Annotated in this window: 26 protein-coding genes; 16 read left to right on the top strand and 10 right to left on the bottom strand. The window is 66.7% G+C overall.

What is annotated here, in order from left to right:
- Window positions 1-141 precede the first annotated feature (141 nt).
- From EYZ64_RS08650 to EYZ64_RS08640, 3 genes are all read right to left on the bottom strand, one after another.
- Window positions 142-1,698, bottom strand: coding sequence for an APC family permease (locus tag EYZ64_RS08650; RefSeq protein WP_135453068.1), 1,557 nt, complete (start codon window positions 1,696-1,698; stop codon window positions 142-144).
- Window positions 1,691-2,587 (bottom strand): universal stress protein, encoded by an 897-nt coding sequence (locus EYZ64_RS08645; protein ID WP_135459903.1) that lies wholly within the window; start codon window positions 2,585-2,587, stop codon window positions 1,691-1,693. The genes EYZ64_RS08650 and EYZ64_RS08645 overlap by 8 nt, the downstream gene beginning before the upstream one ends.
- A 115-nt stretch (window positions 2,588-2,702) precedes the next feature.
- Window positions 2,703-3,572, bottom strand: a complete 870-nt coding sequence (locus EYZ64_RS08640; RefSeq protein WP_135453067.1) for a MaoC family dehydratase — start codon at window positions 3,570-3,572, stop codon at window positions 2,703-2,705.
- 69 nt (window positions 3,573-3,641) lie between these two features.
- Between EYZ64_RS08640 and EYZ64_RS08635 the strand changes: the two genes are divergently transcribed.
- Window positions 3,642-5,669 carry an SDR family oxidoreductase gene (locus tag EYZ64_RS08635; RefSeq protein WP_135453066.1) on the top strand — a complete coding sequence of 676 codons (2,028 nt, stop codon included), beginning with the start codon at window positions 3,642-3,644 and terminating at the stop codon, window positions 5,667-5,669.
- Window position 5,670: 1 nt separating this feature from the next.
- Here the strand turns inward: EYZ64_RS08635 and EYZ64_RS08630 are convergent, their stop codons facing one another.
- Entirely contained in the window at window positions 5,671-6,318 is a 648-nt protein-coding gene (locus EYZ64_RS08630) for a TetR/AcrR family transcriptional regulator (RefSeq protein WP_135453065.1), read from the bottom strand.
- Window positions 6,319-6,369: 51 nt separating this feature from the next.
- Between EYZ64_RS08630 and EYZ64_RS08625 the strand changes: the two genes are divergently transcribed.
- From EYZ64_RS08625 to EYZ64_RS08615, 3 genes are read left to right on the top strand one after another with little or no spacing between them, the layout of a single operon-like run.
- The gene (locus EYZ64_RS08625; protein WP_135453064.1) at window positions 6,370-7,116 is read left to right on the top strand and encodes an SDR family NAD(P)-dependent oxidoreductase; all 747 of its coding nucleotides are present in this window, start codon (window positions 6,370-6,372) and stop codon (window positions 7,114-7,116) included.
- Between the two features lie 16 nt (window positions 7,117-7,132).
- Window positions 7,133-7,450 (top strand): DMT family transporter, encoded by a 318-nt coding sequence (locus EYZ64_RS08620; RefSeq protein ID WP_135453063.1) that lies wholly within the window; start codon window positions 7,133-7,135, stop codon window positions 7,448-7,450.
- Between the two features lie 26 nt (window positions 7,451-7,476).
- Window positions 7,477-8,517, top strand: coding sequence for a nucleoside hydrolase (locus EYZ64_RS08615; protein WP_286174695.1), 1,041 nt, complete (start codon window positions 7,477-7,479; stop codon window positions 8,515-8,517).
- A gap of 14 nt (window positions 8,518-8,531) precedes the next feature.
- On the opposite strand, the gene EYZ64_RS08610 is transcribed toward EYZ64_RS08615, so the two are convergent.
- Together EYZ64_RS08610 and imuA' are read right to left on the bottom strand one after the other, a co-directional pair.
- Window positions 8,532-10,121, bottom strand: a complete 1,590-nt coding sequence (locus EYZ64_RS08610) for a DNA polymerase Y family protein (RefSeq protein ID WP_135453061.1) — start codon at window positions 10,119-10,121, stop codon at window positions 8,532-8,534.
- Between the two features lie 3 nt (window positions 10,122-10,124).
- On the bottom strand, window positions 10,125-10,832 hold the full coding sequence (gene imuA' / locus EYZ64_RS08605) for a DnaE2-dependent mutagenesis accessory factor ImuA' (RefSeq protein ID WP_135453060.1): 708 nt from the start codon (window positions 10,830-10,832) through the stop codon (window positions 10,125-10,127).
- A 293-nt stretch (window positions 10,833-11,125) separates the two neighbouring features.
- Between imuA' and EYZ64_RS08600 the strand changes: the two genes are divergently transcribed.
- The 11 genes from EYZ64_RS08600 (at window position 11,126) to EYZ64_RS08550 (ending at window position 22,493) form a co-directional block, all read left to right on the top strand.
- A complete protein-coding gene (locus EYZ64_RS08600; RefSeq protein WP_135453059.1) occupies window positions 11,126-11,413 on the top strand; it encodes a hypothetical protein in 288 nt (95 codons plus the stop codon).
- 42 nt (window positions 11,414-11,455) lie between these two features.
- A complete protein-coding gene (locus tag EYZ64_RS08595; protein ID WP_450070398.1) occupies window positions 11,456-13,069 on the top strand; it encodes a S53 family peptidase in 1,614 nt (537 codons plus the stop codon).
- Window positions 13,066-14,262: a zinc ribbon domain-containing protein gene (locus EYZ64_RS08590; RefSeq protein ID WP_135453057.1), complete on the top strand. Its 1,197-nt coding sequence runs from the start codon at window positions 13,066-13,068 to the stop codon at window positions 14,260-14,262. Before EYZ64_RS08595 ends, EYZ64_RS08590 begins: the two co-directional genes overlap by 4 nt.
- A complete protein-coding gene (locus EYZ64_RS08585) occupies window positions 14,259-14,978 on the top strand; it encodes a hypothetical protein (RefSeq protein WP_135453056.1) in 720 nt (239 codons plus the stop codon). Before EYZ64_RS08590 ends, EYZ64_RS08585 begins: the two co-directional genes overlap by 4 nt.
- A 144-nt stretch (window positions 14,979-15,122) precedes the next feature.
- Window positions 15,123-15,413, top strand: coding sequence for a hypothetical protein (locus EYZ64_RS08580; protein ID WP_135453055.1), 291 nt, complete (start codon window positions 15,123-15,125; stop codon window positions 15,411-15,413).
- A 270-nt stretch (window positions 15,414-15,683) separates the two neighbouring features.
- Complete coding sequence (locus EYZ64_RS08575; protein WP_353653672.1) at window positions 15,684-17,219, top strand: zinc ribbon domain-containing protein; 1,536 nt, start codon at window positions 15,684-15,686, stop codon at window positions 17,217-17,219.
- 92 nt (window positions 17,220-17,311) lie between these two features.
- A complete protein-coding gene (locus EYZ64_RS08570; RefSeq protein ID WP_135453054.1) occupies window positions 17,312-18,310 on the top strand; it encodes an alpha/beta hydrolase in 999 nt (332 codons plus the stop codon).
- Entirely contained in the window at window positions 18,307-19,161 is an 855-nt protein-coding gene (locus tag EYZ64_RS08565; RefSeq protein ID WP_463741591.1) for an SDR family NAD(P)-dependent oxidoreductase, read from the top strand. Before EYZ64_RS08570 ends, EYZ64_RS08565 begins: the two co-directional genes overlap by 4 nt.
- On the top strand, window positions 19,161-20,081 hold the full coding sequence (locus EYZ64_RS08560) for a ferritin-like domain-containing protein (protein WP_135453053.1): 921 nt from the start codon (window positions 19,161-19,163) through the stop codon (window positions 20,079-20,081). The genes EYZ64_RS08565 and EYZ64_RS08560 overlap by 1 nt, the downstream gene beginning before the upstream one ends.
- Window position 20,082: 1 nt before the next feature.
- Entirely contained in the window at window positions 20,083-21,573 is a 1,491-nt protein-coding gene (locus EYZ64_RS08555) for a flavin-containing monooxygenase (RefSeq protein WP_135453052.1), read from the top strand.
- Window positions 21,573-22,493: a MerR family transcriptional regulator gene (locus EYZ64_RS08550; RefSeq protein ID WP_135453051.1), complete on the top strand. Its 921-nt coding sequence runs from the start codon at window positions 21,573-21,575 to the stop codon at window positions 22,491-22,493. The genes EYZ64_RS08555 and EYZ64_RS08550 overlap by 1 nt, the downstream gene beginning before the upstream one ends.
- A 60-nt stretch (window positions 22,494-22,553) precedes the next feature.
- Here EYZ64_RS08550 and EYZ64_RS08545 read toward each other — a convergent pair whose 3' ends face one another.
- Both EYZ64_RS08545 and guaA read right to left on the bottom strand, forming a co-directional pair.
- On the bottom strand, window positions 22,554-23,252 hold the full coding sequence (locus tag EYZ64_RS08545) for a hypothetical protein (protein WP_135453050.1): 699 nt from the start codon (window positions 23,250-23,252) through the stop codon (window positions 22,554-22,556).
- The gene (gene guaA / locus EYZ64_RS08540; RefSeq protein WP_135453049.1) at window positions 23,212-24,771 is read right to left on the bottom strand and encodes a glutamine-hydrolyzing GMP synthase; all 1,560 of its coding nucleotides are present in this window, start codon (window positions 24,769-24,771) and stop codon (window positions 23,212-23,214) included. The genes EYZ64_RS08545 and guaA overlap by 41 nt, the downstream gene beginning before the upstream one ends.
- A 117-nt stretch (window positions 24,772-24,888) precedes the next feature.
- Between guaA and EYZ64_RS08535 the strand changes: the two genes are divergently transcribed.
- On the top strand, window positions 24,889-25,137 hold the full coding sequence (locus EYZ64_RS08535) for a DUF7683 domain-containing protein (protein ID WP_135453048.1): 249 nt from the start codon (window positions 24,889-24,891) through the stop codon (window positions 25,135-25,137).
- 1 nt (window position 25,138) lies between these two features.
- Here EYZ64_RS08535 and EYZ64_RS08530 read toward each other — a convergent pair whose 3' ends face one another.
- Both EYZ64_RS08530 and EYZ64_RS08525 read right to left on the bottom strand, forming a co-directional pair.
- Complete coding sequence (locus tag EYZ64_RS08530; protein ID WP_135453047.1) at window positions 25,139-25,957, bottom strand: cytochrome P450; 819 nt, start codon at window positions 25,955-25,957, stop codon at window positions 25,139-25,141.
- Between the two features lie 33 nt (window positions 25,958-25,990).
- Window positions 25,991-26,890, bottom strand: a complete 900-nt coding sequence (locus EYZ64_RS08525) for a polyprenyl synthetase family protein (protein WP_286174692.1) — start codon at window positions 26,888-26,890, stop codon at window positions 25,991-25,993.
- Window positions 26,891-26,952: the final 62 nt, after the last annotated feature.

The following is a 26,952-nucleotide window of genomic DNA, read 5'->3' as shown; positions in this document are numbered from 1 at the left end:
GGGGTTATTTTTGCGCCACCACGTTACATACGCGGAAAGTGAGCGTGGCCCCGCCACTGTGCCGCGCAAACAGCGCGATGTGGATCTAAATGACGTGCACTGTCGCTTATTTCACTGAATTCGCTGAACTGGAGAGTATGCCTACTCCACGAGCGACGGTGTGTCGTGCCGCAATGTCTCGCCCCTGAAGAATGCCGGGCTGACCGACCGCCAGACGAACATGAGCACGACGCCGAGCAGCAGGATGCCGAAGCCCATGAAGAACACCAGTCCGATACCGCCGATCGCGGCGCCGCTTCCGTTCTCCGGATCCATGCTCTCCTTGATCGCGAGGACGAACACCCAGGCCAGCACCAGGCCGCCGATCAACGGGAACAGGAACTTGAACAGCACGTTGTGGGCGCTGGTGAACAACTCCCGACGGAAATACCAGACGCAGGCGAACGCCGTGATGCCGTAGTACCAGCAGATCATGATGCCAAGGGCGGCAATGGTATCCAGTAGCGCACTCTCGGACAGCAGACTCACCACGGTATAGAACACCCCGGTGACCACGCCGGCGACGACAGTGGCGAAGGTGGGCACCAGATAACGCGGGCTGACCTCGGCGAATCTGGGCGGGAAAGCCTTGTAGGCCCCCATGGCGAGCATGGCCCGCGCCGCGGGCAGGAACGTGGTCTGCAGGCTCGCCACCGACGAGGCCAGGATCGCCAGGAACAGCAGCGGCCCGGCATAGGTGCCCAGCACAGGGTCGGCCAACGCGGCGAACACGTTCTCCGCATTGTCGGGATTGCCCAGGCCCAGATCGGTTTCACCGACCCCGGCGTACATCATCACCGCGACGGCGATGAGCAGATACGTCGCCAGGATGGACAGCACGCACAACAGCCCGGCGCGGCCCGGCACCTTCGTCGGGTCCTTGGACTCCTCCCCCAGCGTCAGGCAGGTGTCCCAGCCCCAGAACGCGAATATCGACCCGGTCACACCAACGGCGAAGACGCCGAAGGTAAGTCCGGTGAGTGGGTTGAACCAGTCCAGGTCGAAGGACAGCCCGGCCGGCGCGTCACCGCGACCCACGTGCACCAGCGCCATCACCGCGAACGCCAGCAGCACCACCATCTGGAACCCGACCAGCACGTACTGCACCCGTTCACTGGTGGTGATACCGCGACTGGCAATGGCGGTGGCAATGGCCAGGAACACCAGCGTGGTGGCGATGTTGATGACCTTGTTGCCGGCGAGCTCGGCGATCGGGTGGTGGTTGGTGACCCGGGCGATGAACAGGTAGAAGAACTCGACGGCGATCGCGGCGAGGTTGGACAGGACGATGATCGAGGCCATCACCATGCCCCACCCGCACATCCAGCCGACATACGGGCCAAATGCCTTGGTGGACCACGTGAACGACGCGCCGCAGTCCGGCGCCCGCGAGTTCAATTCGCGGTAGGCGTAGGCAGTCAGGAACATCGGGATGAACCCGGCGATGAAGATCGCCGGCATCTTCAGTCCGACGGCCGCGACGATCAACCCGATGCTCGCCGTCAGCGTGTACCCCGGTGCCACACACGAGATCCCGAGGATCGCACCCGAGAACGTGCCGACCTTGCCTGCGGCCAGCCCCTTGGACACCAGCCCCGCGGAGTGTTCGGCGTCCTCGAGCTTCTGGTGGGACTCGTGTTCCGATGCGGACTCAGCCATGAGCGTCCTCGCCGTCTTTCAGTTCGTCCCGGGGCACAACCACCATCGGCACGTCCAACACCCGCAACATCTTGGCCGCGGTGGAACCGAGGAAGATCCGCCGCGGTGCACTGAGCCGACTGGATCCGACCATGATGATGTCGCCTTCATCCCAGCCCAACTGTTCGACGGCGGCCTCGACGCTGGGACCGTTCACGATCGTGGAGGTCACCGGAAAATCGTCCGGCAGTTCATCTTTGGCGGCTTCCAGCGTCCGCTCCGCGTGCGCGAGTGCGTGTGCCCGGACCGCCTCGGCGTCACCTCGCAGCGAGCCGAAGGTCGGATCGAGCGCCACCAGCGACACCAGCCGCAGTGGGATGCCCGCGGCCCGACTGGCCCGTACCGCGGTGGCGAGCAACAGATCCGAACCCTGGCGTTGACCGATGGCACAGGTGATTTCGTGTACCCGCTCGATCGTCGAATCGCGGGTTCCGCGCGGCGCCACCGCGACCGGAACCGGCGAGGAGTGCAACAGCTCGTTGACCACCGACCCCAGCGAGTAGCTGCCGACCAGTCCCCCGCCGGCACCGCCGACCACGATGGCGATCGCCTCGAACCGCAGCGCCTGGCGGATCAGGCCGTCGGTGAACGACTCGTCGAAGCTCAGATGCGGGTGTGCCACAACGTCGTCGGGCACCAAGGCCAGGGCGTCGTCCAACCAGCCCTGCGCCTGCTCGGCCAGCACTTCCTCGTAGCCGCCGCCTTTGGGCACGGTACCCGGCGGCGCGGTGTCGGGCGGTAGCACGATGCAGATGTTGACCTCGGCACCCAGTGTTCGGGCGAACCGGACCGCCAGGGCCAACGCATCGGCGCCACCGGGAGTGGCCAGATATCCAACGACCAGGTTCACCTGCGTCATCTGCCACCACCCATCCCGGCACCGCGCCGTCCGACCGTAGTGGGTCGATCCTGTCAACCCACCACGCGGTGTGCAGGGCTTCTACGAAATTGCCGGATCGGCTGGATCACTCGGAATACTCGGCGGCGCCGTCCTCGAGTACGAGCCGGGCATCGGCACCGTCGGGCCCGGCGGCCTCGGTGCGGAACACCGCGCGTCCCGGTTCGGTACGCCAGATCGACGTCGTCAGCGTCTCGCCCGGGAACACCGGCGAACTGAACCGCGCCGCCACCGCATGAACCTTCGTGGCATCTCCGCCGCCGAGCGCGGCGACCAGCGCCCGTCCGGCCACGCCGTAGGTGCACAGCCCGTGCAGGATCGGCTTCGGGAAACCGGCGAGATTCTGCGCGAACCAGGGATCGCTGTGCAGCGGGTTGCGGTCCCCGGAGAGCCGGTAGATCAGCGCCTGGTCCTCGCGGGTGGGCAGCACCACCTGAGCGTCGGGTTCACGGTCGGGGATCTGCGGCGCCACCGGACGCTGCCCGGGCTGCCCGCCGAATCCGCCTTCACCCCGAATCACCACGGTGGTAAGGGTTTCCGCGACGACCTCACCGCTGGCCGGATCGGAACCGATGCCCTTGAGCATGACCACCGCGTTCTTGCCTTCGCCCTTGTCCTGGATGTCGGCGACCTCGGAGACCACGGTCAGCTTTCCGGACGGGGGCAGCGGCCGATGCAGCCGGATCTCCTGGGAACCGTGCAGCAGCATGCCGAAGTTGAAGGTGCCGATCTTGAGCGCTGCCGGGAAGGGCGAGCACGCGATCACCGCATACGTCGGCAGTACCTGCTGTTCGATCTCGTGACTGTTCTCGGTGGTGAAGGCAAGGTCATCGGTGCCTGCGCCGACGCCGAGGGCGTACAGCAGGGTGTCGCGGTCGGTCCAGTCGAACGGAATCGGATCGGTCGTCTCGCCAATGGCGTCCGGGTTGAGGGGCATGCGTGCCGACGATAGTTGAGTCGACCGCCCTTGTTGACGTTTGCCCGATCTGGGGCCACGATGGCTCGCATGCGTTATGTCGTTACCGGCGGTACCGGGTTTATTGGTCGCCGAGTGATCACCCGGATTCTGTCCCGCGAGCCCGGCGCCGAGGTGTGGGTGCTGGTGCGCCGCGAGTCGCTGACCCGGTTCGAGCGGCTCGCCCAAGGCTGGGACGAGCGGGTGAAACCGCTGGTCGGCGACCTGACGGCGGCCGACCTCGGCTTGACCGACACCGATATCGCCGAGCTGGGCGACATCTCGCACGTGGTGCACTGTGCGGCCATCTACGACATGACCGTCGGTGAGTCCGAGCAACGGGCCACCAATGTGGACGGCACCCGTGCGGTGATCGAGCTGGCCCGGCGCCTGGACGCCACGTTGCACCACGTGTCCTCGATCGCGGTGGCCGGAAACCATCGGGGCGTGTTCACCGAGGACGATTTCGACGTCGCCCAGGACCTGCCCACGCCGTATCACCAGACCAAGTTCGAGGCCGAACTGCTCGTGCGCTCGACACCGGGCCTGCGCTACCGGGTGTACCGCCCGGCGGTCGTGGTCGGCGATTCGCAGACCGGTGAGATGGACAAGATCGACGGCCCGTACTACTTCTTCGGTGTACTGGCACGTCTCGCCGCGCTTCCCAAGTTCACGCCGATGATGCTGCCCGACTCCGGCCGGACCAACGTCGTGCCGGTGGACTACGTGGTCGACGCGATGGTCGCGCTCATGCATGTCGAAGGCAAGGACGGTGAGACGTTCCATCTCACCGCGCCGAAGACCATCGGGCTGCGCGAGATCTACCGCGGGGTCGCCGCCGAGGCGGGGCTGCCTCCACTACGCGGATCGCTGCCGCGGGCCACCGCGGCTCCGGTGTTGCGAGCCCGGGGACGGGTCAAGGCAGTGCGCAACATCGTCGCCACCCAGCTGGGCATCCCGGGCGAGGTGCTCGACGTCGTCGAGTTGCGGCCGACCTTCACCGCGGACAACGCCACCGCCGCGCTACGCGGTACCGGGATCGCGGTTCCCGAATTCTCTTCTTACGCACCGAAACTCTGGCGATACTGGGCGCAGCACCTCGATCCGGACCGGGCGCGGCGCGACGACCCGTCCGGCCCTCTGGTCGGCAGGCACGTCATCATCACCGGCGCTTCCAGCGGCATCGGCCGGGCCTCGGCAGTCGCCGTCGCCGAACGCGGCGGCTGCGTCTTCGCCCTGGCGCGCAACGGCGACGCACTCGACGACCTGGTCGACGAGATCCGCTCGGCCGGCGGTCAGGCCTACGCATTCACTTGTGACGTCACCGATTCGGCGTCGGTCGAGCACACGGTCAAGGACATCCTCGGCCGGTTCGGCCACGTCGACTACCTGGTGAACAACGCCGGCCGGTCCATCCGACGATCCGTGGTGAATTCGACGGACCGGTTGCACGACTATGAGCGGGTGATGGCGGTCAACTACTTCGGCTCGGTCCGGATGGTGCTGGCGCTGCTGCCACACTGGCGCGAACGCCGGTTCGGCCATGTGGTCAACGTGTCGAGCGCCGGCGTGCAGGCCAACAGCCCGAAGTACAGCGCCTACCTACCGACCAAGGCCGCGCTGGACGCGTTCTCCGAGGTGGTCGGCACCGAGACCCTCTCGGATCACATCACCTTCACCAATATCCATATGCCGCTGGTGAAGACGCCGATGATCGCACCGTCGCGCAAGCTGAACCCGGTGCCCCCGATCTCCGCCGAGCACGCCGCGGCCATGGTGGTGCGCGGTCTGGTGGAAAAGCCGGCCCGGATCGACACCCCACTGGGCACCGTGGCGGATTTCGGTACCTACCTGACCCCGAAACTGTCTCGCCGCGTTCTGCATCAGCTGTATCTGGGCTACCCGGACTCGGCGGCCGCACGTGGGCAGGCCGGCGACGGCACCGACGTTACGACCGGTGGTGAGGCGCAACGACGGCCGAAGCGACCGGTCCGCAGCACCCGAAACATCCGGGTCCCGCGTGCGGTGTCGCGCCCGGTCAAACGGGCAGTGCGATTGGTGCCCGGGGTGCACTGGTAAGTCACGGCGTACCAACCGCTTTCGTACCGGCGCCTCCGGCCGCGCTGTCCCAGGCCAGCATTGCCAGGTCCACGGTGGCATCCATGTCAGCCCGGGGCGCGCCGTCTCTTGCCTGGATCGACAACCCGTGGAGCACGGTGATCAGGAACGACGCGAGCCGTTGCGAGTCCAGATCAGCCGGTAGTTCACCGTCGGCGATGGCCGCCCGGATCCGGGCCTGCAACTGCGCGCGGTCCTCGTCCCGGTACGCCTTGAGCAGATCCCGCAACGCCTCGGTCTCGGTCGAATAGGCGATCCCGGCGAGCACGATCAGGCAACCAGGCGGGCTGTCGGGGTCGGCGTACTGGTGCACGCTGTCGCGCAACATGGCCTCGACCGCGTCTCGAATCGGAACCGGGCGTTGCAGCGCGATCATGAGCGGGGAGCGTTCCGGGGCGCCGTAGTACGCGACCGCCTCGCGGAACAGGTCCTCCTTGGAGCCGAATGTCGCATACAGGCTCGGTGCGTTGAGTCCCATCGCCTCGGTCAGGTCACTCACCCGGGTGCCTTCGTACCCACGCTCCCAGAACACGTCAGTTGCGGCCTGCAGCGCGGTGTCTCGATCGAACGCGCGTGGCCGGCCGCGACGTGCTGTGGGTTGACGGGGCATACGGACAGTCTATATTTGTAGTGTCTATTACAAAATTGATTGGAGCCACGTATGGCGTTGAAAGCATTGACATCCAAGGCCGCACTCATCACCGGTGGCAGCCGCGGAATCGGTGCGGCAATCGCGCGCCGCCTCGCGGCCGAAGGCGCCGACGTGGCCTTCACCTACCACTCATCGCCCGAGCGAGCGGCCGAAGTGGTCGACGCGATCACCGGGTTCGGCGCGAAAGCCCTTGCACTACAACTCGACAGTGCTGCGCCAGACGCCGCACCGCACGCGGTCGATGCCGTCCTCGACGCGTTCGGCCGGCTGGACATCCTGGTGAACAACGCCGGAGTCTTTCCCAACGGTCCGCTGGACCGGGTGAGCGCCGGCGATATCGACCAGGCCATCAACCTCCACATCCGCGCGCCGTTCCTGTTCAGTCAGGCTGCCGCGGCGGCCATGGGCGAGGGCGGCCGGATCATCACGATCGGCAGCAACCTGGCCGACCGCACCCCCTTTCCCGGCGTGACGCTGTATTCGACGACCAAGGCGGCCGTCGGCGCGCTCGCCCGGGGACTGGCCCGTGATCTCGGGCCACGTGGCATCACCGCCAACGTGGTACAGCCGGGCAATACCGACACTGAGATGAATCCGGCCGACAGTCCCGAGGCCATCGCCGACCTCCCGAACATTCCGCTGGGACGCTTCGCGCAGGCCGACGAAATCGCCGCCGCTGTCGCCTACCTCGCCGGTCCGGATGCGCAATACGTGAACGGCACGACCCTGACCGTCGACGGCGGCTACAACGCCTGACGCCCGGGAGGCAACAATGTCATGGTTTCTGCTGGCCTTCGCCGGACTGCTGGAGATCGTCTGGGCGCTGGCCATCAAACAGTCCGAGGGCTTCACCCGACTGTGGCCGAGCGTGGTGTGCGTGATCGCCGCGGTGGTCAGCTTCGTGATCCTGGCCCTGGTGGTCAAACACCTTCCGGTCGGCACGGCGTACGCGGTGTGGGCCGGAATCGGCGCGGTCGGGGTCACCATCGCGGGCGTGGTGCTGTTCGGTGATGCGCTGACACCGCTGCGGATGACGTTCATCGCGTTGATCGTGGTGGGCCTGGTCGGCCTGCGATTTGTTGAGCAGTGAGCCCGCCCACGCTTAAGGTTGGCGACGTGACGTCGCTACCCGTATTCGCCGATGTCGATACCGGTGTCGATGACGCCATGGCGCTGACATATCTGCTCGCCAGCCCTGAAGCCGAGTTGGTCGGTATCGCCTCGACCGGGGGAAATGTTCCGGTGCAACAGGTATGCGCCAACAATCTGGGCCTGCTGGAACTGTGCGGGGTGGCGGGGATACCGGTCTCCAAGGGAGCCGAGCAGCCGTTGAGCGCACCGTTGCGCACCGCCGAGGACACCCACGGGCCACAGGGTCTGGGATACGCGCAATTGCCGAACACCGACCGGCTGCTGACCGCACACGACGCCGCCGAGGCCTGGGTACGCGCTGCACGTGCATACCCGGGTGAATTGATCGGGCTGGCCACAGGCCCCCTGACCAACCTGGCCCTGGCCATGCGCGCCGAACCCACCCTGCCCAAGCTGCTGCGCCGGCTGGTCATCATGGGCGGGGCCTTCGACTACCGAGGCAACACCACGCCGGTGTCGGAGTGGAACATCAGCGTGGATCCCGAGTCCGCCGCCGAGGTGTTCCGCGGTTGGAATGCCGCCTGGGGTCTGGATGAGGCGACACATGTCCCTATCGTGCTGGGCCTCAACCTCACCGAGAACATCGCGTTGACTCCCGCGCTGCTGAACCGACTGGCGGCCGCGTCCGGCTCGCCGTCGGCACTGATGAGTGTGCTCGACGAGCGGGGCACCCGGTCCACGGCGGACAACCCGTTGATCCGCGTGCTCGAAGACGCCATGCGGTTCTACTTCGAGTTCCACTTCGACACCGGCGACGGGTACCTGGCGCACCTGCACGATCCCCTGGCCGCCGCGGTCGCGCTGGATCCGGAATTGGTGAGCTGCCGGGAAACCACGGTCGATGTAGAGCTGAGCGGCACCCTGACCCGCGGTATGACGGTGGCCGACTGGCGCGGACACTGGGGCCGTCCGCCCAATGCGCTCGTCGGCACGGAGGTCGACCCGACGGTGTTCTTCGACCGGTTCATCAGCCGGGTCGGGGAGTTCGCGCAACGCCCGAGCTGATCCGGCCCAGACCCTCATTCATAGGCACCCTCCAGATACCACCGGCGCTGCCGGTAACACAGCAGCAGAGCCAGGTCTCCTTCGCCGGCCCCCTCGTGACCCCCCAGCAGCACCTGGACCCGCGCGGTGCGCCCGGCCCCTCGGTTCTCCGGATCCCACCACCGCTCGTCGACCGGCCACGGCCCCGCCCACCAGCGCAGCCTGCCGTCACGCTGGCCGGCGCCGGCCAGCTGCGCCGGGTCGGACGAGAACAACCCGCGGCTGGTGACCCGGACCGGGTTTCCTTGTACGTCAAGAAGTTCCACTGGATCATCGAGCAGTACGGTCGGTGAGGGCTCGGGAAGCTGGCCGGGCCAGGGCTGCCGCGGATCGGCTCGCGGTACCTGCTCATCCCCCAACGGCGTGAAGGTGATGCGCTCGGCAGGCCCGCGGCCGCCGCTGAGCACCGGCACCTTTACCGCTTCCGGCCCGAGCAGACCCTGGACCCGCAGCAGCGCACGCCGGGCCCGCAACCGGTCTTCCTCCCCGATCCCGCCCCACAGCGGCAACTGCAGCGCCGCGGCGGACACCACCTCCACCGGGCGCAGGCGCAGCACCGTGACCGGGGCCGTGGGCCGCTCGGAAGTGCGGCGGTTCAGCCAGCCGTCCAGCTGCCAGCGCACCCGGTCGGCGGTGGCATCCTCGGTCAACGGTTCAGCGCACCGCCAGACCCGTTCCAGCTCTTCACCATTGGCGGTGACGGCATGGATGGCCAACCGGGTACAGCCGACCCCGGCCGCCTCCAGATGACGATGCAGATCACTGGCCAGTGACCGTCCCGCGAAGGCTGCGGCATCCACCCGTTCGATCGGCGGGTCACAGTTCATCACCGCATCAAGTTCGATGGCCGGATCCCGTCCGGAGGGGCCACGGTCCGGCTCCCCACAGGCAAACCGGTGCGCCGTCACCGCATCCGCGCCGAACCGGGAGGCGACATCGGTACGGGACAACTCGGCGAACTGCCCAAGGGTTCGGATACCCATCCGCCACAACAGGTCTGCCAAGTCCTCACGGCCGGGAGCGGCCAGGGCCGGTTCGGTGGCCAACTGCCGGATCGACAGGCCAGAAAGAAACAGCGCGTCGTTACCGGGTTCGACGATGCAACCCGCCCGAGCGGCGAAGACAGCGGTGGAAAGTTGATCGGCGATACCGACCTGACATTCGGCCCCCGCCGCGGCGACGGCGTCGATCAATCGTTCGGCCGCCACCGGTTCGGACCCGAAGTACCGTGCCGCGCCGCGTACCGAGAGCACCAGCAGTCCCGGACGCAGCACCTCGGCGCGCGGCACCAGATCGTCGACGGCAAGCGTCACGTTCTCGAAATGGCGGGCATCCCTGGCCGGGTCGGCGGTGACGACATGCAGTTGTGGGCACCGGGCCTGCGCCTCGCGGCGGCGCAGCCCGCGTCGGACCCCGGCCGCACGCGCCGACGCCGAGCAGGCGATCACCCGGTTGGCCAAAGTGACCGCGACCGGCACCGTCGACGTCAGGCCTGCCGCCGTCGCCGCGGCCACCGCGGGCCAGTCCATACACCAGAGGGCCAGGACCCTGGAATCCGCGGGCATGAGCTATCCGCCTGCCGCGCAAGCCGGTCCGACGCCTCGACCACGGGCCCGCATGGCCAGCCGGACCCGGCTGATCCGACCGCGCCCGGGCACCGGGACACCCCGGTCGGCACCGACCACCTCATAGCCGGACACCCGGGCCTCCAGCCGAGCCGACGCGCCCTGCCAGTCACCATCGGTGACCAGCAGGGTGCAGCCCTTCTGCCGGGCCCGCGCCACCATCACCCGGGCCCGGCTCGGCGGCACCGAACGCCCACCCAACCCGAGCACCACCAGATCCATCCCGTCCATCAGCACCGCGGCCACCTCGACGGGATCGGCGCCCGGGTCGGGGATCACCGCGAGCCGGCTCAGATCGGCGCCCATCTCCACTGCGGCCAGCAGGCCGACATCGGGTTGACCGATGATCACCGCGTGCCCACCTGCAGCCGTCACCGCCGCCACCATCCCCAGCGACAGCGACCGGGCACCCGCGGCCACCGCGACGGACCCGCGTGGCAGCATCGTCGGCAGGCCCTCGGGCAGCGTCTCAACCAGCGCCTCAGGCGGCTCCAGCAAAGATTCTGGAGCCGGGACCACCGCCGACGACCTGGGCACACCGCGATGTACCGGGCCGACCTTCCCGGACACGGAGGCAATCTTGCGCCGGAGGTGTTCTACCTGTTCGGAGCGGGTAAGCAGGCGTAAATCGAGCTCTGCCGCAGCAGTCACAACAACACCTCCCGCACCATCTGCCCATCACCATTTTCGAATATATGTTCGATCGCTCGAGTAAACACCCACCCCCCGACAGCGTCAAGCTGCGAGAGCCGGCCACCGACCCCCCAGGACAAGGCCCCCCGTAATGGCTCTGCACCCGCGCGGACCTTGGGTTAGAGTTCCGTTCACCAGAACCCGCTTCGGGATGGGACTGGCCACAACTTGCGTTGCAGGTAGTGGGAATCCACTGCGATTCGCCGAAGGCCAAGTTCTGTAACAGCACGGGGGACAGTGAGGACAGCATCATGAAGTCTGGGCAGTTGACTCGTCGGCTCACCGTCATCGTGGGCGGTGCGGCAGTCATCGGGATGATCTCGTTCACCGCGGCGTGCGGTACCGAGGAGAAGAAGGGTCCCGAGACCACCACGCCAACCACCACGACGACGACCACCACCACCACGCCGGCCGCTCCCGCCCCGCCACCTTCGGTCGAGCCGACCGAGAAGTCGATCAACCCCACCGGCGGCAATCTGTTCACGCCTGACGTGAAGGCACCGCCGGCGCCGACCGGCATCCCCGGCACCCACCGCTAGGTCGCGGGAGCGCAGAAAGTCGGTCGTTCGCCCATGGCGGGGATGAACATCGCCCCCGGACGGGCGTTACTGGCGCTGATCCTGTTCAGCGCCCTGCTGGTCTCCGACCTGCGAGCCGGCCCCGCCACAGGCGATCGGGCGTACGGTCCCACGCAAATTACGGGACCGTACGCCCAACTGCTTTCTGCCTCAACGGATCTCGGACCCGCCGAGAGCGGCTCGGCACAGCTGACCATGACGCTGCACGGCATCACCCGACCGGCTGCGCTGTTCGGGTGGGCCGAGGAGCATTCGCTGTCGGTCCGGTGGCGACCCGGTGATGCCTGGGCGATCGCCGAAGGCCGATCCGCCGCGATGGCAACCGCTTTCGGCGTGGACATCCACGACTACCGCGGCCTACGCGGTCAGGAGTTCTATGCCTCACCGCAGCAGCCGTCGGTACCCGAACCACTGACCGGGGAGGTCTCCGGAGTCGGCCGCATCCTGGGCTACACGCCGTACCGGATGTCGCTGCCGGACCTGCGGAACCTGCCTATCGATGTTCCGGACCAGGGGTTGACGCCGCAGGCGGTGCTCAACACCTACAACCTCACCAACCTGGCGAAACAGGGGTTCACCGGCAAGGGCACCACCATCGTGTTCTTCGCATTCGACGGTTTCGATCAGGCCGATCTGGACACGTTCGCCACCACCTTCGGCCTGCCCAGGTTCACTCCCACCGTGGTCGGCGGGCAACCGAGTGCCCCGCACGGTGAGACCACGATGGACCTGCAGGTCGCCCACGCCATCGCCCCTGATGCACAGAAGGTCGTGGTCAACGCCCGGCCGACCGTTCAGGGGGACGGCGCCTACGAGAAGATCGGGAAGATGCTGGAGTCCGCGGACCAGCAGTTCCCCGGCGCAGTGTGGAGTTTCTCGATCGGCTGGGGCTGCGACAAGTTGATCACCGCAGCCGATCTCGCCCCCGTCCGCTCGGCACTGGTCACCGCACACACCCACGGCACCACGGCATTCAACGCCAGCGGTGACCTGGCCGGCCTGGAATGCAAAGGCGGACAAGACTGGTCGTCCGCACCCGAAGAAGATGACATCGGCCTGGACTCAGTGGCCTCCCTGCCGGAGATCACCGATGTCGGCGGCACGACGCTGTCCACCGACGCCGACGGCGGCTGGCTGGCCGAGCAGGCCTGGTTCGACGTCCCGCTGTCGCAGGGCACCGGCGGCGGGGTGTCCTCACTGTTCGACCGCCCCGAGTGGCAGCACGGACTGTCCGCACCCGGCGATCGCGGGGAGCAACGGCGACTGACCCCGGATGTGGCCGCCGTGGCCGACCCGTTCACGGGCGTGAAAATCGTTCTGAACGGCCAGGTTCTGGTCGGCGGAGGCACATCGCAGTCCGCCCCGTTGTGGGCCGGGATGGCCGCGGTGATGAATCAGTACCTGATCGCCAACGGCGGCCGCGCCCTCGGCGATCTCAATCCCCAGCTGTACAAGATCGCCAAAGGAGCACCGCTGCCGGCTTTCCGTGATGTCGATCTCGGCGGCAATGCGGTGGCCACCGCCGCACCCGGCTACGACCTGGTGACCGGGCTGGGCTCGCCTGACGTGGAGAACCTCGTCAAGAACCTGCTCGTCCTGCAGAAGGCGAACCGATGACCGACACGCCTGACGACACCGACGTCCCCACCACCGAGTGCCGCGTCTGCAAGGTCGACGTGCCCGACGGCAAATTCTGTGGGCTGTGCGGGGTACCGATCGACAAGGAGCGAGGAGACGGACCGGAATGGTTGCGCCTCAGTGCATCCTGCGTCGCCCCCGACGAGCATCTGCTGCGCCCGTCGATCACCAGCTCGCTGTTCCCCCACCTGTCGCACCAATCCCGCACCCCGTTCCGCGTCGCGATGCTGGTCCTGTTGGCCGGGTTGGTGGCGTGCGCGCTGCTGCGGCTGCCCGCAGCCCTGATCGCGGTCGCTGCGCTCGGCCTTCCACTGCTGTTCCTGATCTATCTCTATGAGTCCGACGCCTTCCGCGACCTGCGCCGCGCCAATCTGGTGCTGACCATCGTGCTGGGAATCGCACTGGGAGTCGGATGGGTGCTTCTCACCGGCCATGTCATGGCCAAGTCCTACGGCGTCCCGCTCGGTGCCGGGGTGACCGGTTTCCGGATCATGCGCAACGGCTTGGGGATTCCGCTGGGCGGTGCGGCCCTGATGCTGGTGCCCGCTGTCGTGGTCCGGATCACTCGACCGGCCAGCCGGGAATCGTTGGACGGCTTCATGATCGGCGCGCTCGGTGCGACAGCCTTCACCGCGGCCGCCACCCTGACCCGGCTGGCACCGCAGCTCACCGCCGGCATGGTGGCGCGTAACCGCCCGATGTCCGGCCTGATCGTCGAGGCCGGGATACGCGGTGTTGCCGTGCCTTTGACCGCAGCATCCATCGGCGGTCTGATCGGTGCGGCGCTGTGGTTCACCCGCCCCGCCACCAAGATCGACAAACATGTCGGCTATGTCCGGCTGGTGATGTTCTCCTGCGCGTTTGCGGTGCTGATCATCTACACCGGGCTGGGTCTGGTCGATGTTGCCCGTATCCCCCAGTGGATCCAGCTGGCGGTGCACATCACGGTGGCAATGATGGCGCTACTGGCGCTGCGCGTCGGTCTGCATCTGGCGCTGCTGCACGAAGCACAGGACGAGATCGCCTCCGACCAACCCATCTTCTGCCCGCGCTGCGGCCACGTCGTGCCCGACATGTCGTTCTGCCCGCACTGCGGTGCGGCCACCCATGCCTCGTCACGCACGTCCAGAGAAGAGCGTCGTGAGCACCGGCCGGTGCGTGACCCGGGATGAGCACGTTCTTTCCCGGCTATGCGGTACCTATTTCCACCGGCCGCACCCGGGCCATCCGCAAGACCTCGGCACTGAAAGTGCTGGCGGTCCTGGGTACGGGAATCGCCCTGGTTGCCGGCACGCTCGCCTGGGTCTCCCATGCGACGAGCAAGCCACCGGTGCGATACATGTGCCCGCCCGAGTGCGGACAACCCCCGACCGGGCAGGCGGTAGCGATCAATCCGGTGTTCACCGCCCCCGACGGCAGCTTTTCGGTGTCCTACCCGGTGGCGTCCTCGGCCTACAAGGTCACCGCCAACCCCACCGGTGTCACCGCGGAATTCCAGGCCGGTGACGGTGGCATGCTCCAGTTGTTCAGTGAGCCGGCCGGTGGACGCAACGCCGAGGACATCGCCAATTCTCTTGTCAAAAAGACATTTCCGGATACCAAGACGGCCTACGACATCCCCAACGCGATGGTCGGTTACCACCCCGGGTTCGGCCTGGTCGCCGACTGCTGGCCACAGGGCGCCACGAGTAACTACATGCGGATGCGGGTGCTGGTGTTGGTCGCGGTCAAAGACGACCTCGCCCTCATCGCATCGGCCGTCGGACCCTACCGGGAATTCGGCCCTGGCTCAGGGGCCAGCAAGCCCTCGGGCGCCAACCTGCAGCTGGCCCTGGACATGGGCAAATACGTCAACAGTTTCCGCTGGCGCGGGGACCCCAACCGCTGACCCCCGCGGTAGACGCGCCCGCTGCCGCGACCAGAAAACCTCGCAATTGACGTCCGCGCCGGAGCGCACTGGGCTAGGGTTTGCTGGCAGACCCTGTTCGGGGCCTGTTTCTGTATCGTCCGCGGGGGACAGTGAGGACTAATCATGAGGTCAGGCCCATCAACTCGTCGCCTCGCAGTCGCCGCAGCCTCCGCCGCGATCATCGGGATGGTCGGACTCAGTGCTTGCGGTACCGGCGAGAAAGCGCCCGAGACCACGAGCCCCACCCCGACCACCACGACAACGACGACGACCACGCCGTCGGCCCCACCGCCCGTGGCCCCCACCGAGAAGCAGGTCACCCCCGGTGGCGCCAACAGCTTCACGCCCACCCACGTGGAACCGCCCGGGCCACCCACCGGGCGTCACGGGATCGGCAGCCCCCACCGGCAGTAGCACCGTCGGAAATCGGCCGCTGACCCTGCGGCCACTCACGCCATGAGCACCGTCGATTGCCGAGCATGCCGAACCGATGTTCCGGCGGGCACATTCTGCGGACGGTGCGGTGCATACCTGGACCCGTCACGGGGTAGACCCGGGTGGTTACGAATCCGGGCGTACTGTGCGGGCCGCGAGCATCTGCTGCGGCCGTCGGCGGTCAGTTCGCTGTTCCCACAGCTACCGCAACATTCGCGCGCACCGTTCCGGCTGGCAGTGGGTGCGCTGGTGATCGCAGTGGTCGCTTGCGCACTGCTACGACTGCCGGCGGCGATGAACGCGTTCGCCGCATTCGGCGTGCCGCTCCTGTTCGTCGCGTATCTACGGAGATCCGTTGTCTCTCCGGATGTTCCGGTACGCACACTGCTGCCGACCGCCGTCCTGGGAGCCACGCTGGGCGCCGCCTGGACATTGACGACCGGAGCCGCAGTGGCCAGGGAGTACGACATGCCGATGGGCGTCGATGTGCCGCAGTTGCGGATGATGCGCGACGGTCTGGGTATCCCGCTCGGCGCCATGCTGTTGATGCTCACCCCAGTGGTGGCGATCCGCCTGCTCGGGCGGCGAACACGAGACCCGTTGGGCGGCTTTGCCATCGGTGCGCTCGGCGCCCTTGCGTTCACCGCGGCTGCCACGCTGAGCCGACTGGCTCCGCAATTCGACGACGGGATGGTGGACCACGACCGGCCGCTCAGCGGGCTGTTGGTACAGGCCGGCATCCAGGCGGTGGCGGTGCCGTTGACCGCCGCGGCCGCCGGTGCCCTCGTCGGCATCGCCCTGTGGTTCACCCCGGCGCCGGACAAAGCGCGGGTCCGCACGGCCGTGCTGCTGACGGCCGCATCCGTCCCAGCCTGCTATGCGATTCTCGGTCTGATCGACATCGCGCCGGTGTCACAGATCTTGGTGCTGGCAGTGCATTTGGCCGTGATGGTGTTGGCAATGCTGGCACTGCGAGTCGGTCTGCAGCTCGCATTGCTCCACGGAGCGCACGACGCCGTTCCCGATGACGGACCCCTGTCGTGCCCACAATGCGACCACCCCGATTCCGCCATGGCGTTCTGCCCGAACTGCGGGTCCGCGGTCCGGGCGTTGTCGCGACCGGTGTACGGGGCCGGCGACCGCCGGCTACTGGGGGCCTGGGGTGCCGGGGTCGCAACAGTGGCAGCGGGCCTCGCCGGGGTGTCGGCATTGGTCAGCCACGCACCCGCGCTCTACGCATGCCCGCCGGACTGCGGCACTCCGCCGACGGCCGAACCGGTGGCGGCCAATCCCCGCTTCACCGCCTCGGACGGCGCGTTCTCCGTCGCGTATCCGGCCGCCGGTGCGGCCTACTCGGTCACCACCGCCGACGACGGTGTCACGGCGGATTTCCTGGCCGGAGACGGCGGCACGATGCAACTCATCGGCAGGCCCGCGACCGGACGAACGCCGAAGGAGATCGCCACCGCTCTGGTCGATGACACGTATCCCGATTCCGACGTCGACTACGAGATCCCGAATGCCATGGTCGGCTATCAGCTCGGATACGGGATGGTCCTCGACAACTGGCCGCAAAACGCCACCGGTGACTACATGCGGATACGGGTTGTCATCGTGGCCGCGGTCAAGAACGACCTGGCACTGATCGCCGTCGCCACCGGCCCCTATCACGCCTTCGGCCCCGATTTCGGCCCCGGCATTCCGTCCGGTGCCGATTTGGACCTGGCGCAAGATATGGGCAAGTACGTCAACAGTTTTCGGTGGCGCGGCGACCCGGCCCGCTGAGCCGAATCAAACATCACCATCACCAATTGGTGACATTGACAAATGTCATCAATTGCTGATGTACTCCTCGCACGCTTCGACGAGGAGGCCCCATGTCCGGAACCACCGGAATTCCCCCGGCCCAACGCGGATCCTTGCGATCCCGCAGCGCGTCCACAGTGAGCAGCCTCACCCTGCGCCAGGTCAGCGCCGCTCTGCCGCCGGACACCGGCTGGGGCCTGTGGACTTCCCGCAGACTGATCGCCCGGATCATGGCCACCTTCGGGCCGTCACTGTCGGGCACCCGCGTCGAACACGTCGACGTACGCATGGCCGACGGTCGACGCGTCGTGGGTGAATGGGTGCGCGGCCCCGGAGTGACCGAAGGTGAACGCGCCATCTACTACCTCCACGGCAGCGGATTCGCGCTGTGCTCGCCGCGGACCCACCGTCGGCTCACCGCCTGGCTGTCGCGCCTGACCGGACTGCCCGTGTTCTGTATCGACTACCGGCTGGCTCCCGAACACCGGTTCCCCGCCGCCGCCAACGACGTTCGCGCGGGCTGGGACTGGCTCTGCACCGAACGCGGGCTCCATCCCGGCCGCATCGTGATGGCGGGCGATTCCGCGGGCGGACACCTCGCCGTGGATCTGCTGCTGCAACCCGATGTCGTCCACCCCGCCGGGCTGGTGCTGTTCTCCCCGCTGATCGATCTGACGTTCGCCCTCGCGCGTGGCCGCGAGAGCCTGCGCCCGGACCCCGCGATTCGCGTCGCCGATGCTGCCCGCCTGGTCGAGTTGTATTGCGGGAGAGTTGATGTCAGCCATCCGAAACTGAAACTGGACGTCGCGGGCGGGCGACAGTTACCGCGGGCCCTGATCCAGGCCGGCGGCGCCGAGATGCTGCTTGCCGACGCCCGCTCGCTCGACGCGGACATCCGCGCTGCCGGGGGCGATGCCGAACTGCAAGTGTGGCCCGACCAGGTGCACGTCTTCCAGGCCCTACCCCGGCTCAGTCCGGAGGCCGCCCCAGCCGTGCAACAAGCCGCAGGATTCATCTCGGAATCCCTGCGCTGCAACACCATCGAGAACAACATCGAGGTCGCCGGGTGAACATCTTCGGATCGAGCCGCAAGCGCAGCCGGTACGCCGACGCGGTTGTCACCGGTGCGGGCAGCGGGATCGGCGCCGCCTTCGCACGCGAACTGGCTACGCGCGGTGGTCGGGTGGTGTGCAGCGACATCGACGAGGCCGCCGCCCGCGCCACCGCCGAGGCCATCACCGCCGAGGGAGGGCAGGCCACCGCGGTGCGCTGCGACGTCTCGCGGATCGAGGAAGTCACCCACCTTGCCGACGCCGCGCAAGCCTGGTTCGGCGGACCACCCTCCCTCGTCGTCAACAACGCCGGCGTCGGGGCCGGCGGACAACCCATCGGCGACACCAGCATCGACGACTGGAACTGGGTGCTCGGCATCAACCTGTGGGGGCCGATCCACGGTTGCCACGTGTTTACGCCGATCCTGCGTGCCGCGGACACGGACCAACCACGCGGCATCATCAATGTCGCTTCCGCCGCGGCATTCGGCGCTGCCCCGGGAATGGCCGCCTACAACGTCAGCAAGGCCGGGACGCTGTCGCTGTCGGAGACCCTGGCCGCAGAACTGTCCGGCACCGGCATCAACGTCACAGTGCTGTGTCCGACGTTCGTCAAGACCAACATCGTCGAAGCCGGCCGGATCACAGCCCAATCGACGCAGCTGGCCGACCGGCTGATGCGCTGGACCGGGTTCTCCCCCGAGCGCGTCGCCCGCATGTGCCTGGACACCAACGACCGTGGCGGCCTGTACTGCATGCCGCAACCGGACGCCCGGATCGGTTGGGGCATAAAACGACTCACCCCGACGGTGTACACCCGCACGGTCGGCCTTGCCACCCGCATCAGCAGTTCTGAGGAGGTTTCGTAATGACGATGGACATGGAACGAATGCTGGCGAAGATCAAGGACCGCCAGTGGGCCCTGGCCGACATCGACTGGGATGCACCGGGGGCCGAGACCATCACCGACGAGATGCGGCCGAAACTCAAGGCTTTCATGGCCGATCTGTGCTGGATCGAGAATGTCGGTGCGCGTGGGTTCGCCGCGCTGGCCAAGAAGGCGCCGACCCCGACCATCGCCGAGATCTACCGCTACTTCCACGCCGAGGAGCAGCGGCACGCCAATGCCGAGCTGGCCCTGATGAAGCGCTGGGGCATGCTCGAAGACGGCGAGATGCCCGAACCGAACGTCAACATCCGGTTGGCCATCGAGTGGCTGGACACCTTCTCCGACAACATGTCTCTGTCGGTCCTCGGTACCGTCATCCCGATGCTCGAGGTGGCTCTCGACGGAGCACTGCTGAAGTTCCTGCTCGAAGAGGTCGACGACCCCGTGTGTCACCAGGTCTTCGAGAAGATCAACAACGACGAATCCCGCCATATCGCGGTTGATTTCGAGGTTCTCGACATGATCGGCAACTCCACCGCGCGGAGACTGGCGGTCGAATTCGTCGGCAACGTGGCTTCTCCCGGAGTGATCATCGGCACGTTGATGTATGTCCCGCTGCTCAACCGGATGCGCAACAACATCGTCGACATGGGCCTGCAACCGGAGAAGCTGTACAAGGCGATGATGCGTTTCAAGGAGATCGGAGGCCGCGGTGAGCACACCTGGCGGGTCCCGACCTATCAGCTGCTCAAGCTGCACGGCCGGATGGTCACCAACCCACGCCACCCCTATCACTGGATCGCCAATCCCATGGTGTGGGCCTCCGACCGCTATCCGAAGACGCTGCTGCGGCCGATCCCCTCTTGGTTCAAAGAACTGACCCACGAGCCGGCGGCCTGACATGGCGAATCGGACTTACGACACGCTGATCGTCGGCGCCGGGTTCACCGGCATCGGCACCGCGATCAAGCTCATCGAGGCCGGAGTCGATGACTTCGTCATCCTGGACCGTTCGGACCGCGTCGGCGGGACGTGGCGCGACAACACCTATCCCGGTGCGGCATGCGATATTCCGTCGCTGCTGTACTCGTTCTCGTTCGTCAAGAACCCGGACTGGTCGCGGGCCTATTCCCCGGCCGGCGAGATTCGTCAGCACATCGAGGACATGGTCGACGCGTTCGACCTGCGCCGGCGGATCCAGTTCGGTATCGAGGTCGACGGTCTGTCGTTCGATGAAGCCGACGGGGTCTGGACGGTCAAGACAACTGGCCGCAAGCGTTTTCGGGCCCGGACAGTGGTACTGGCCTCCGGTCCCCTGCCCGACCACAAGTGGCCCGACATCCGCGGACTGGACACCTATCAGGGCCACAAGATCCACAGCGCGAACTGGGATCACGACTACGACTTCACCGGCAAGCGCGTCGCCGTCATCGGCACCGGAGCCAGCGCCGTACAGATCATCCCGGAGCTGGTGAAGACCGCAGGCTTCGTCAAGGTGTTCCAACGCACTCCAGGGTGGGTGATCCCGCGTCTGGACATCGCCACTCCCCCGGCCGCGCGCACGTTGTTCACGAAAGTACCTGCCGTCCAACAGCTCGCCCGCCAGATCCTGTTCTGGGGTCATGAGGCGAGCGCGACGGCGATGGTGTGGGACACCCCGCTGACGGGCCTGGTCGCGCGGCTCGGCAAGGCGCATCTACGCCGGCAGGTTTCCGACCCGTGGCTGCGCAGGCAGCTCACCCCGGATTTCACCCCCGGCTGTAAACGCATGCTGGTCTCCAGCGATTACTACCCGGCGCTGCAGCGCGACAACTGCAAGCTGATCGACTGGCCGATCGCCACGATGAGCCCGGTGGGTATCCGTACCAGCGACGGCATCGAACACCACCTCGACGCGATCGTGTTCGCCACCGGCTTCGACGTCCATCTCACCGGTCCGCCGTATCCCGTCACCGGTCTCGGCGGCCGGTCGCTGGCCGATGAATGGACAGGCGGCGCCCAGGCCTACAAGAGCATCAACGTCCACGGGTACCCGAACCTGTTCCTGATGACCGGCCCCAACTCGGGGCCGGGCCACAACTCACTGCTCGTCTACGTCGAGGGCCAGATCGACTACGCCGTCGCCGGTATCCGCACGATCCTGCGCAAGAATCTGCGATATCTCGACGTGCGCGCCGACGTCCAGGAGCGCCACAACACCCGGTTGCAGCGGCGACTGACGAAAACCACCTGGATGTCAGGGTGCACCAGCTGGTACCTGACCGCGGACGGATTCAACGCGTCGATGTATCCCGGAACCGCCACCCAGTATCTTCGACAGATGCGGGATTTCCGGCTCGGTGACTACGACGTGGCACGCGACGCACGTGTCGCGATCAGCTCCTCGGCCTGATGGCGGCCAAGCAGCCCCGGCAGTCGGCGGGCGCCATCTCGACGATCCTCACCGGTCTGCGCCGGGCCCCCCGGCAGATCCGGCGCGGATCGCGCGACGTCATCGAAACGGCGGTGGCCCAACTCTTCGACGCCGCCGTGCAGCCGCACGGCGTCGCGGCGTCCGGCGAATACCGCATCGACGAACTCGCGCGGCTGGCCGACACCACCACCCGCAACATTCGGGTGTACCGCGACCGGGGACTGCTGCACCCACCGCTGCGGGTCGGCCGGATCGCGTTGTTCAACGACACCCACCTGACCCGGCTGCGGCTGATCACCTCGATGCTGGATCGGGGCTACAACATCGCGCACGTCCACGAGATGCTCAGCGCATGGGAGCAGGGCAAGGACATCGGGGACGTCCTCGGGCTGGAGGACGCCATCGCCGGCAACTGGGCGACCGAGAAGCCCGAACGCATGCCGCTCGCCGATGCGAAACGTCTGGTCGATGACGACGCTGCCTTCGACCGGCTGGTCGGCAACGGCGTGATCAAGCTCGAGAAGTCATCGGGTGAGGCAATCATCGTGCGGCCCAAGCTGATCGAGGCATTCAACGAGGTGCGGCAGTACGGTGTCCCGATCGACACATTGATCAACGTGCACGAGCAGGTGGTGCCGCTCCTCGACCAGATCAGCTCGATCCTGGTGCAGGCCGGGGTGGATCAGGTGTCCGAGAAGATCAAGCCCGGCGAGTCGCTGCCGGCGGATACCGAAGTGGCCGAACTGATCACGATGCTGATTCAATTCCGGACCCAGGCGGTGTCCGCGGTCAGCGCGACACTGGCCGCCTCGATCGAGTCGACCATCGAATCGGTCGTCAGTCAGATGCTGACCGAGTACGTCGAGAACGCTGCCACCAACCCCGGCGAGCGGACGTGACCGCGGCCCGAAACCCGCGGAAATCAAACGCCCGCCGTGCGGATGACGCCCTATGGCCTGTCAGTTGTTTTGCCGCACTTTGTTCCTGAAGTCCGCATAGTACTGCCGACCGTACTCATTGTTCGCGGATTGCATCTTCTTTTCCAGATACTGCACCACCGCGCCTCGGTGTTGTTCCGGAATATCGTCGCCATATAAGTCAAGCACCACCTCGAAGGATCGTTCGGCAACCTTCTTCGGAGACAAGCTCTTTATGCCGATGAAGTAATCCCACTTATTCTCTTCACTGGCCATAAACGTGCGCATGCGAGGAAGGAAGATCGCAACGTACGGCCCGACGTTATTTCTGCGAGCATTCGACAACATCAAGTCGTAGATTTCGGAGGTTTCCTGCAAGCCATACCGTTGAAGCATGTTACCGATCGCAGAGATGACCAGAATCGTCAGCTTGTCGTCATTCGGGCGAGCCTTCTGAATGCTCAGAAGCAACCGCGCGAATTCGCCATCCTCGAACAGTTCACGATAATACTGCGAGCGTTCCGCTCTTACCGCTCTGTCATATTTTGCAACAGCTGTCGACAATTCCTGGTCATTCAGGCTCCGCCAAGACCGGATCACGTCTTTGGCAAGGCGTATTTCCTCGAGGTTCTTTCTGATCTTCGCGGGGATGGTGTTGTTCTCAGACAAAGGGTTGCCAACCAATGCCCGGCGCGCCCCGTCATTCCCACTCGATGGTGCCCGGCGGCTTGCTGGTGACATCCAGCACCACCCGGTTGACCTCGGGCACCTCATTGGTGATCCGGGTCGAAATCCGTTCCAGCACTTCGTAAGGCACCCGGGTCCAGTCCGCGGTCATGGCGTCCTCACTGGACACCGGGCGCAACACGATCGGGTGACCGTAGGTGCGTCCGTCCCCCTGCACACCGACCGATCGCACGTCGGCCAGCAGCACCACCGGGCACTGCCAGATCTGCTGGTCCAGGCCGGCGGCGGTGAGTTCCTCGCGGGCGATCGCATCGGCACGGCGCAGCGTGTCGAGCCGGTCGGCCGTCACCTCGCCCACGATCCGGATGCCCAGACCCGGGCCCGGGAAGGGTTGGCGGCCAACGATTTCCTCCGGCAGGCCCAATTCCCGGCCGACCGCGCGCACCTCGTCCTTGAACAAGAGTCGCAGCGGCTCGACGAGCTTGAACTTCAGATCGTCGGGCAGCCCACCGACATTGTGGTGGCTCTTGATGTTGGCCGTGCCGGTGCCGCCGCCGGATTCCACGACGTCGGGATACAGCGTGCCCTGCACCAGGAACTCGATCTCGCCCTCGCTCGCGCCCAAGGTGTCGCGAACCACCCGCTCGAACGCCCGGATGAACTCGCGGCCGATGATCTTGCGCTTGCCCTCGGGGTTGGTCACCCCGGACAGTGCCTCGAGGAAGCGATCAGCGACGTCGAGGGTGACCAGTTTCGCACCGGTCGCCGCGACGAAGTCACGCTCGACCTGCGCGCGCTCCCCCGCCCGCAGCAGGCCGTGGTCGACGAACACACATGTCAATCGGTCTCCGATGGCGCGCTGGACCAACGCGGCCGCCACCGCGGAGTCGACGCCGCCCGACAATGCGCAGATGGCCTGGCCGTCGCCGATCTGGGCCCGCACCGCCTCGATCAGCTGATCGGCGATATTGGCGGCGGTCCACGTCGCACCGATGCCGGCGAATTCATGCAGGAAGCGGCTCAGCACCTGCTGGCCGTGCGGTGAATGCAGCACCTCGGGGTGGTACTGCACGCCGGCAAGCCGGCGGGCCCGGTTCTCGAAGCCGGCGACAGGGGCGCCGGCGCTGGAGGCGATCACGTTGAACCCATCCGGCGCCGCGGTGACCGCGTCGCCGTGGCTCATCCACACCGGCTGGGTGCCCGGCAGTTCGGCATGCAGGTCACCACCCGATACATTCAGCTCGGTACGTCCATACTCGCTGGTCCCGGTGTGTTCGACGGTGCCGCCGAGCGCCTGGGCCATGGCCTGGAAGCCGTAGCAGATGCCGAACACCGGGACGTCGAGATCGAACAACGCGGGGTCCAGTCGTGGGGCGCCCTCGGCATAGACACTGGCCGGGCCGCCCGACAACACGATGGCCTGCGGATCCTTGGCCTTGATCTCCTCGACCGTGGTGGTGTGCGGGATGACCTCAGAAAACACCCGCGCCTCACGGACCCGGCGAGCGATCAGCTGTGCGTACTGAGCGCCGAAGTCGACGACGAGGACAGGACGGGGAGATGCAGACGTCACCGCAACAGTCTAGTGGGCAGGTCAGAGCGTGCTCGCGGCGCCGGAAATCTCGGCAGATGGCACCTGTGAGCGGGTCCTATACTTCGGGTCGACGATCTTCCAGGGGGAGGTAGCGCCATGCCACTGCAGTGGGTTCTCGAAGGGTTCCACCCCGATACCGAACAACTGGTTCACGACTACCCGCTGCCCCGCTTGACTCCAGCAGCAATACGCCAGATCTTGAATGTGCCCGAAGACATTCCGATCGAGCCCTTTAGCTTCGACATACCGGACGACAGGTCGCTACACGCGCTGGCCGAATTCGCGGGAGCGCCCGTTACCCTCGATCCGACATTCACCTATCAACTCGGTTGCTACAGCGAGTAGATCAGCCATCACGTCGATGAACCGACGAGGGAAGCACCTGAACCCTGATGGAGTGCCGACTCGGATGAGCCGGCGTGACTGTCGCCATCACGGGGCCGACGGTATTCAGCGTCACGTCTGCCCGCGCCCGCAGGGGTGCCGTAGGCACGAGGTCCAGGCGTACGGACTGTGACAGGACGGCCAGAATGAGCGTCAGCTCCAACTGGGCCAATCTCGCGCCCAGACACATGTGACGACCGCCGCCGAACGGGACATACGCATAGCGCGGGCGGGTGGACGCGTTCTCCGGGAGGAATCGTTGAGGTTCGAATCGCTCTGGCTCTGGCCAGAATTCGGGATGACGGTGCAGTAGGTACGGCGAGAGTCCGACGGTGTCGCCGGCGGAAACCGGGATGCCCAGGAGGTCGTCGTCTTGCGCGGCGTCGCGATTGATGTAGCACGCCGGCGGATAGAGCCGCAGCGCCTCTGACACCACCGCCTGCGTCCACGGCAGCACCTCGACGTCGGCCGCCGCTGGGTCCCGGCCGCGCAATACGTCGTCCACTTCGGCGATCAGACGCTCGTAGGCGGCAGGAATCTGCGACAAAAGGGGCAGCATGAACGTCAGGGCATTGGTTGTGGTCTCGTGTCCGGCAATGACCAGGGTCATGACCTCGTCCCGGATCTCCGCGCGGGACAACGGTTGCCCATCCTGTCCGGTGGACAGCAGGTCGAGTAGGTCGATGGGTTCGTCGTGCGGCTCGCGGATACGCGTGTCGATGATCCGGGCGGTCAGCGAATCCAGCGTCTGTGAGGCACGACCCAACCCAGGCGCAATCACCGAGGAGCGCCTTCAACGGCCGGTACGTGAAGCTCACATCGAACGCAGGTCACCCAGACCGAGGACTTCCGCGACCGGGCTCGACCGAGTGGGGCTGACCTCGGCAACGGGCTTGGGCGACGCACGCAGCACCTGGTGGATCGCCCCGTCGGCGGAACGCCGCACCCGCTCCAGCATCGTGGCCCAGCCAACCTGTGAGCGGGCGGCCAGCACTGCCGCTGCCAGCCGCAGTCTTCGCCGGTACGGCGCGGGCGCCCCGACTGCCGTGCACAAGAACGCCGTGGTGGTGATGGTCATATGGGCCACCGCCGCCCGGGCACGGCGCCTGGAGACACACGGGCCGACCCGGGCCAGCAGGGCGAAGCTGCCCACTGCGGGGCCGCCCTCGACGTCGCGAACATCATCCATGATCTGAAAGGCGAGGGCGAGGTGGTCCGCGTACCGCATCAGGGCTGACAGCCCATGGTGGTGGAGTCCACCCGCAGTGCCGCCGTAGGAGCAGGCCAGCCGGAACAGGGTGCCGGTCTTCGCGCCGGCCACGAGCTCGTAATGCCGGCGCAGGGCGGCGGCGTCGTCGACGGCGGGCGGCAGGCTCTCGACAAGCTGGCCGGCGGAGAGCTCGGAGATCCGGTCGAGATATGTGACGCCCGGGACCTCACCGAGCCGCGCGAAGACGGCCGGGTTGTCGGCCAGCACTCGCGCGAGCACCTGCAGAGCTTTGCCGGCCAAATGAAATCCCGCCCGGGCGGCGGTGCGGACGCCGAACGCGGCGGGCACGGAAGGCGCATCGCGCCGCAAGAGCGATCCGTCGCAGATGTCGTCGTGCACGAGCGACGCCTCGTGGAACATCTCCATCGCACAGGCCACGTCGACGGCGTCGCTCAGCGGCACCGCGGCGGCCGAGGGCTGCAGACAGGCGCAGACCAGCGCCATCCCGGCTCAGACCCGTTTCCCGGGGACGGCCAGGATGTGGCGGTAGATGGCATCGAAACTGC

This window comes from Mycobacterium sp. DL99, from assembly GCF_004762045.1.
Taxonomy (GTDB): Bacteria; Actinomycetota; Actinomycetes; order Mycobacteriales; family Mycobacteriaceae; genus Mycobacterium.
This window is presented reverse-complemented; position numbering and strand designations above follow the sequence as displayed.

Coding starts and splice junctions, on each gene's coding strand:
- EYZ64_RS08545 (WP_135453050.1), bottom strand. CDS start 23,252: ATGTCACCAGCAAGCCGCCGGGCACCATCGAGTGGGAATGACGGGGCG.
- EYZ64_RS08620 (WP_135453063.1), top strand. CDS start 7,133: ATGTCATGGTTTCTGCTGGCCTTCGCCGGACTGCTGGAGATCGTCTGG.
- EYZ64_RS08555 (WP_135453052.1), top strand. CDS start 20,083: ATGGCGAATCGGACTTACGACACGCTGATCGTCGGCGCCGGGTTCACC.
- EYZ64_RS08640 (WP_135453067.1), bottom strand. CDS start 3,572: ATGCCCCTCAACCCGGACGCCATTGGCGAGACGACCGATCCGATTCCG.
- EYZ64_RS08600 (WP_135453059.1), top strand. CDS start 11,126: ATGAAGTCTGGGCAGTTGACTCGTCGGCTCACCGTCATCGTGGGCGGT.
- EYZ64_RS08590 (WP_135453057.1), top strand. CDS start 13,066: ATGACCGACACGCCTGACGACACCGACGTCCCCACCACCGAGTGCCGC.
- EYZ64_RS08630 (WP_135453065.1), bottom strand. CDS start 6,318: ATGCCCCGTCAACCCACAGCACGTCGCGGCCGGCCACGCGCGTTCGAT.
- EYZ64_RS08610 (WP_135453061.1), bottom strand. CDS start 10,121: ATGCCCGCGGATTCCAGGGTCCTGGCCCTCTGGTGTATGGACTGGCCC.
- EYZ64_RS08585 (WP_135453056.1), top strand. CDS start 14,259: ATGAGCACGTTCTTTCCCGGCTATGCGGTACCTATTTCCACCGGCCGC.
- EYZ64_RS08650 (WP_135453068.1), bottom strand. CDS start 1,698: ATGGCTGAGTCCGCATCGGAACACGAGTCCCACCAGAAGCTCGAGGAC.
- EYZ64_RS08570 (WP_135453054.1), top strand. CDS start 17,312: ATGTCCGGAACCACCGGAATTCCCCCGGCCCAACGCGGATCCTTGCGA.
- EYZ64_RS08580 (WP_135453055.1), top strand. CDS start 15,123: ATGAGGTCAGGCCCATCAACTCGTCGCCTCGCAGTCGCCGCAGCCTCC.
- EYZ64_RS08560 (WP_135453053.1), top strand. CDS start 19,161: ATGACGATGGACATGGAACGAATGCTGGCGAAGATCAAGGACCGCCAG.
- EYZ64_RS08625 (WP_135453064.1), top strand. CDS start 6,370: ATGGCGTTGAAAGCATTGACATCCAAGGCCGCACTCATCACCGGTGGC.
- EYZ64_RS08525 (WP_286174692.1), bottom strand. CDS start 26,890: ATGGCGCTGGTCTGCGCCTGTCTGCAGCCCTCGGCCGCCGCGGTGCCG.
- EYZ64_RS08535 (WP_135453048.1), top strand. CDS start 24,889: ATGCCACTGCAGTGGGTTCTCGAAGGGTTCCACCCCGATACCGAACAA.
- EYZ64_RS08635 (WP_135453066.1), top strand. CDS start 3,642: ATGCGTTATGTCGTTACCGGCGGTACCGGGTTTATTGGTCGCCGAGTG.
- EYZ64_RS08550 (WP_135453051.1), top strand. CDS start 21,573: ATGGCGGCCAAGCAGCCCCGGCAGTCGGCGGGCGCCATCTCGACGATC.
- EYZ64_RS08595 (WP_450070398.1), top strand. CDS start 11,456: ATGAACATCGCCCCCGGACGGGCGTTACTGGCGCTGATCCTGTTCAGC.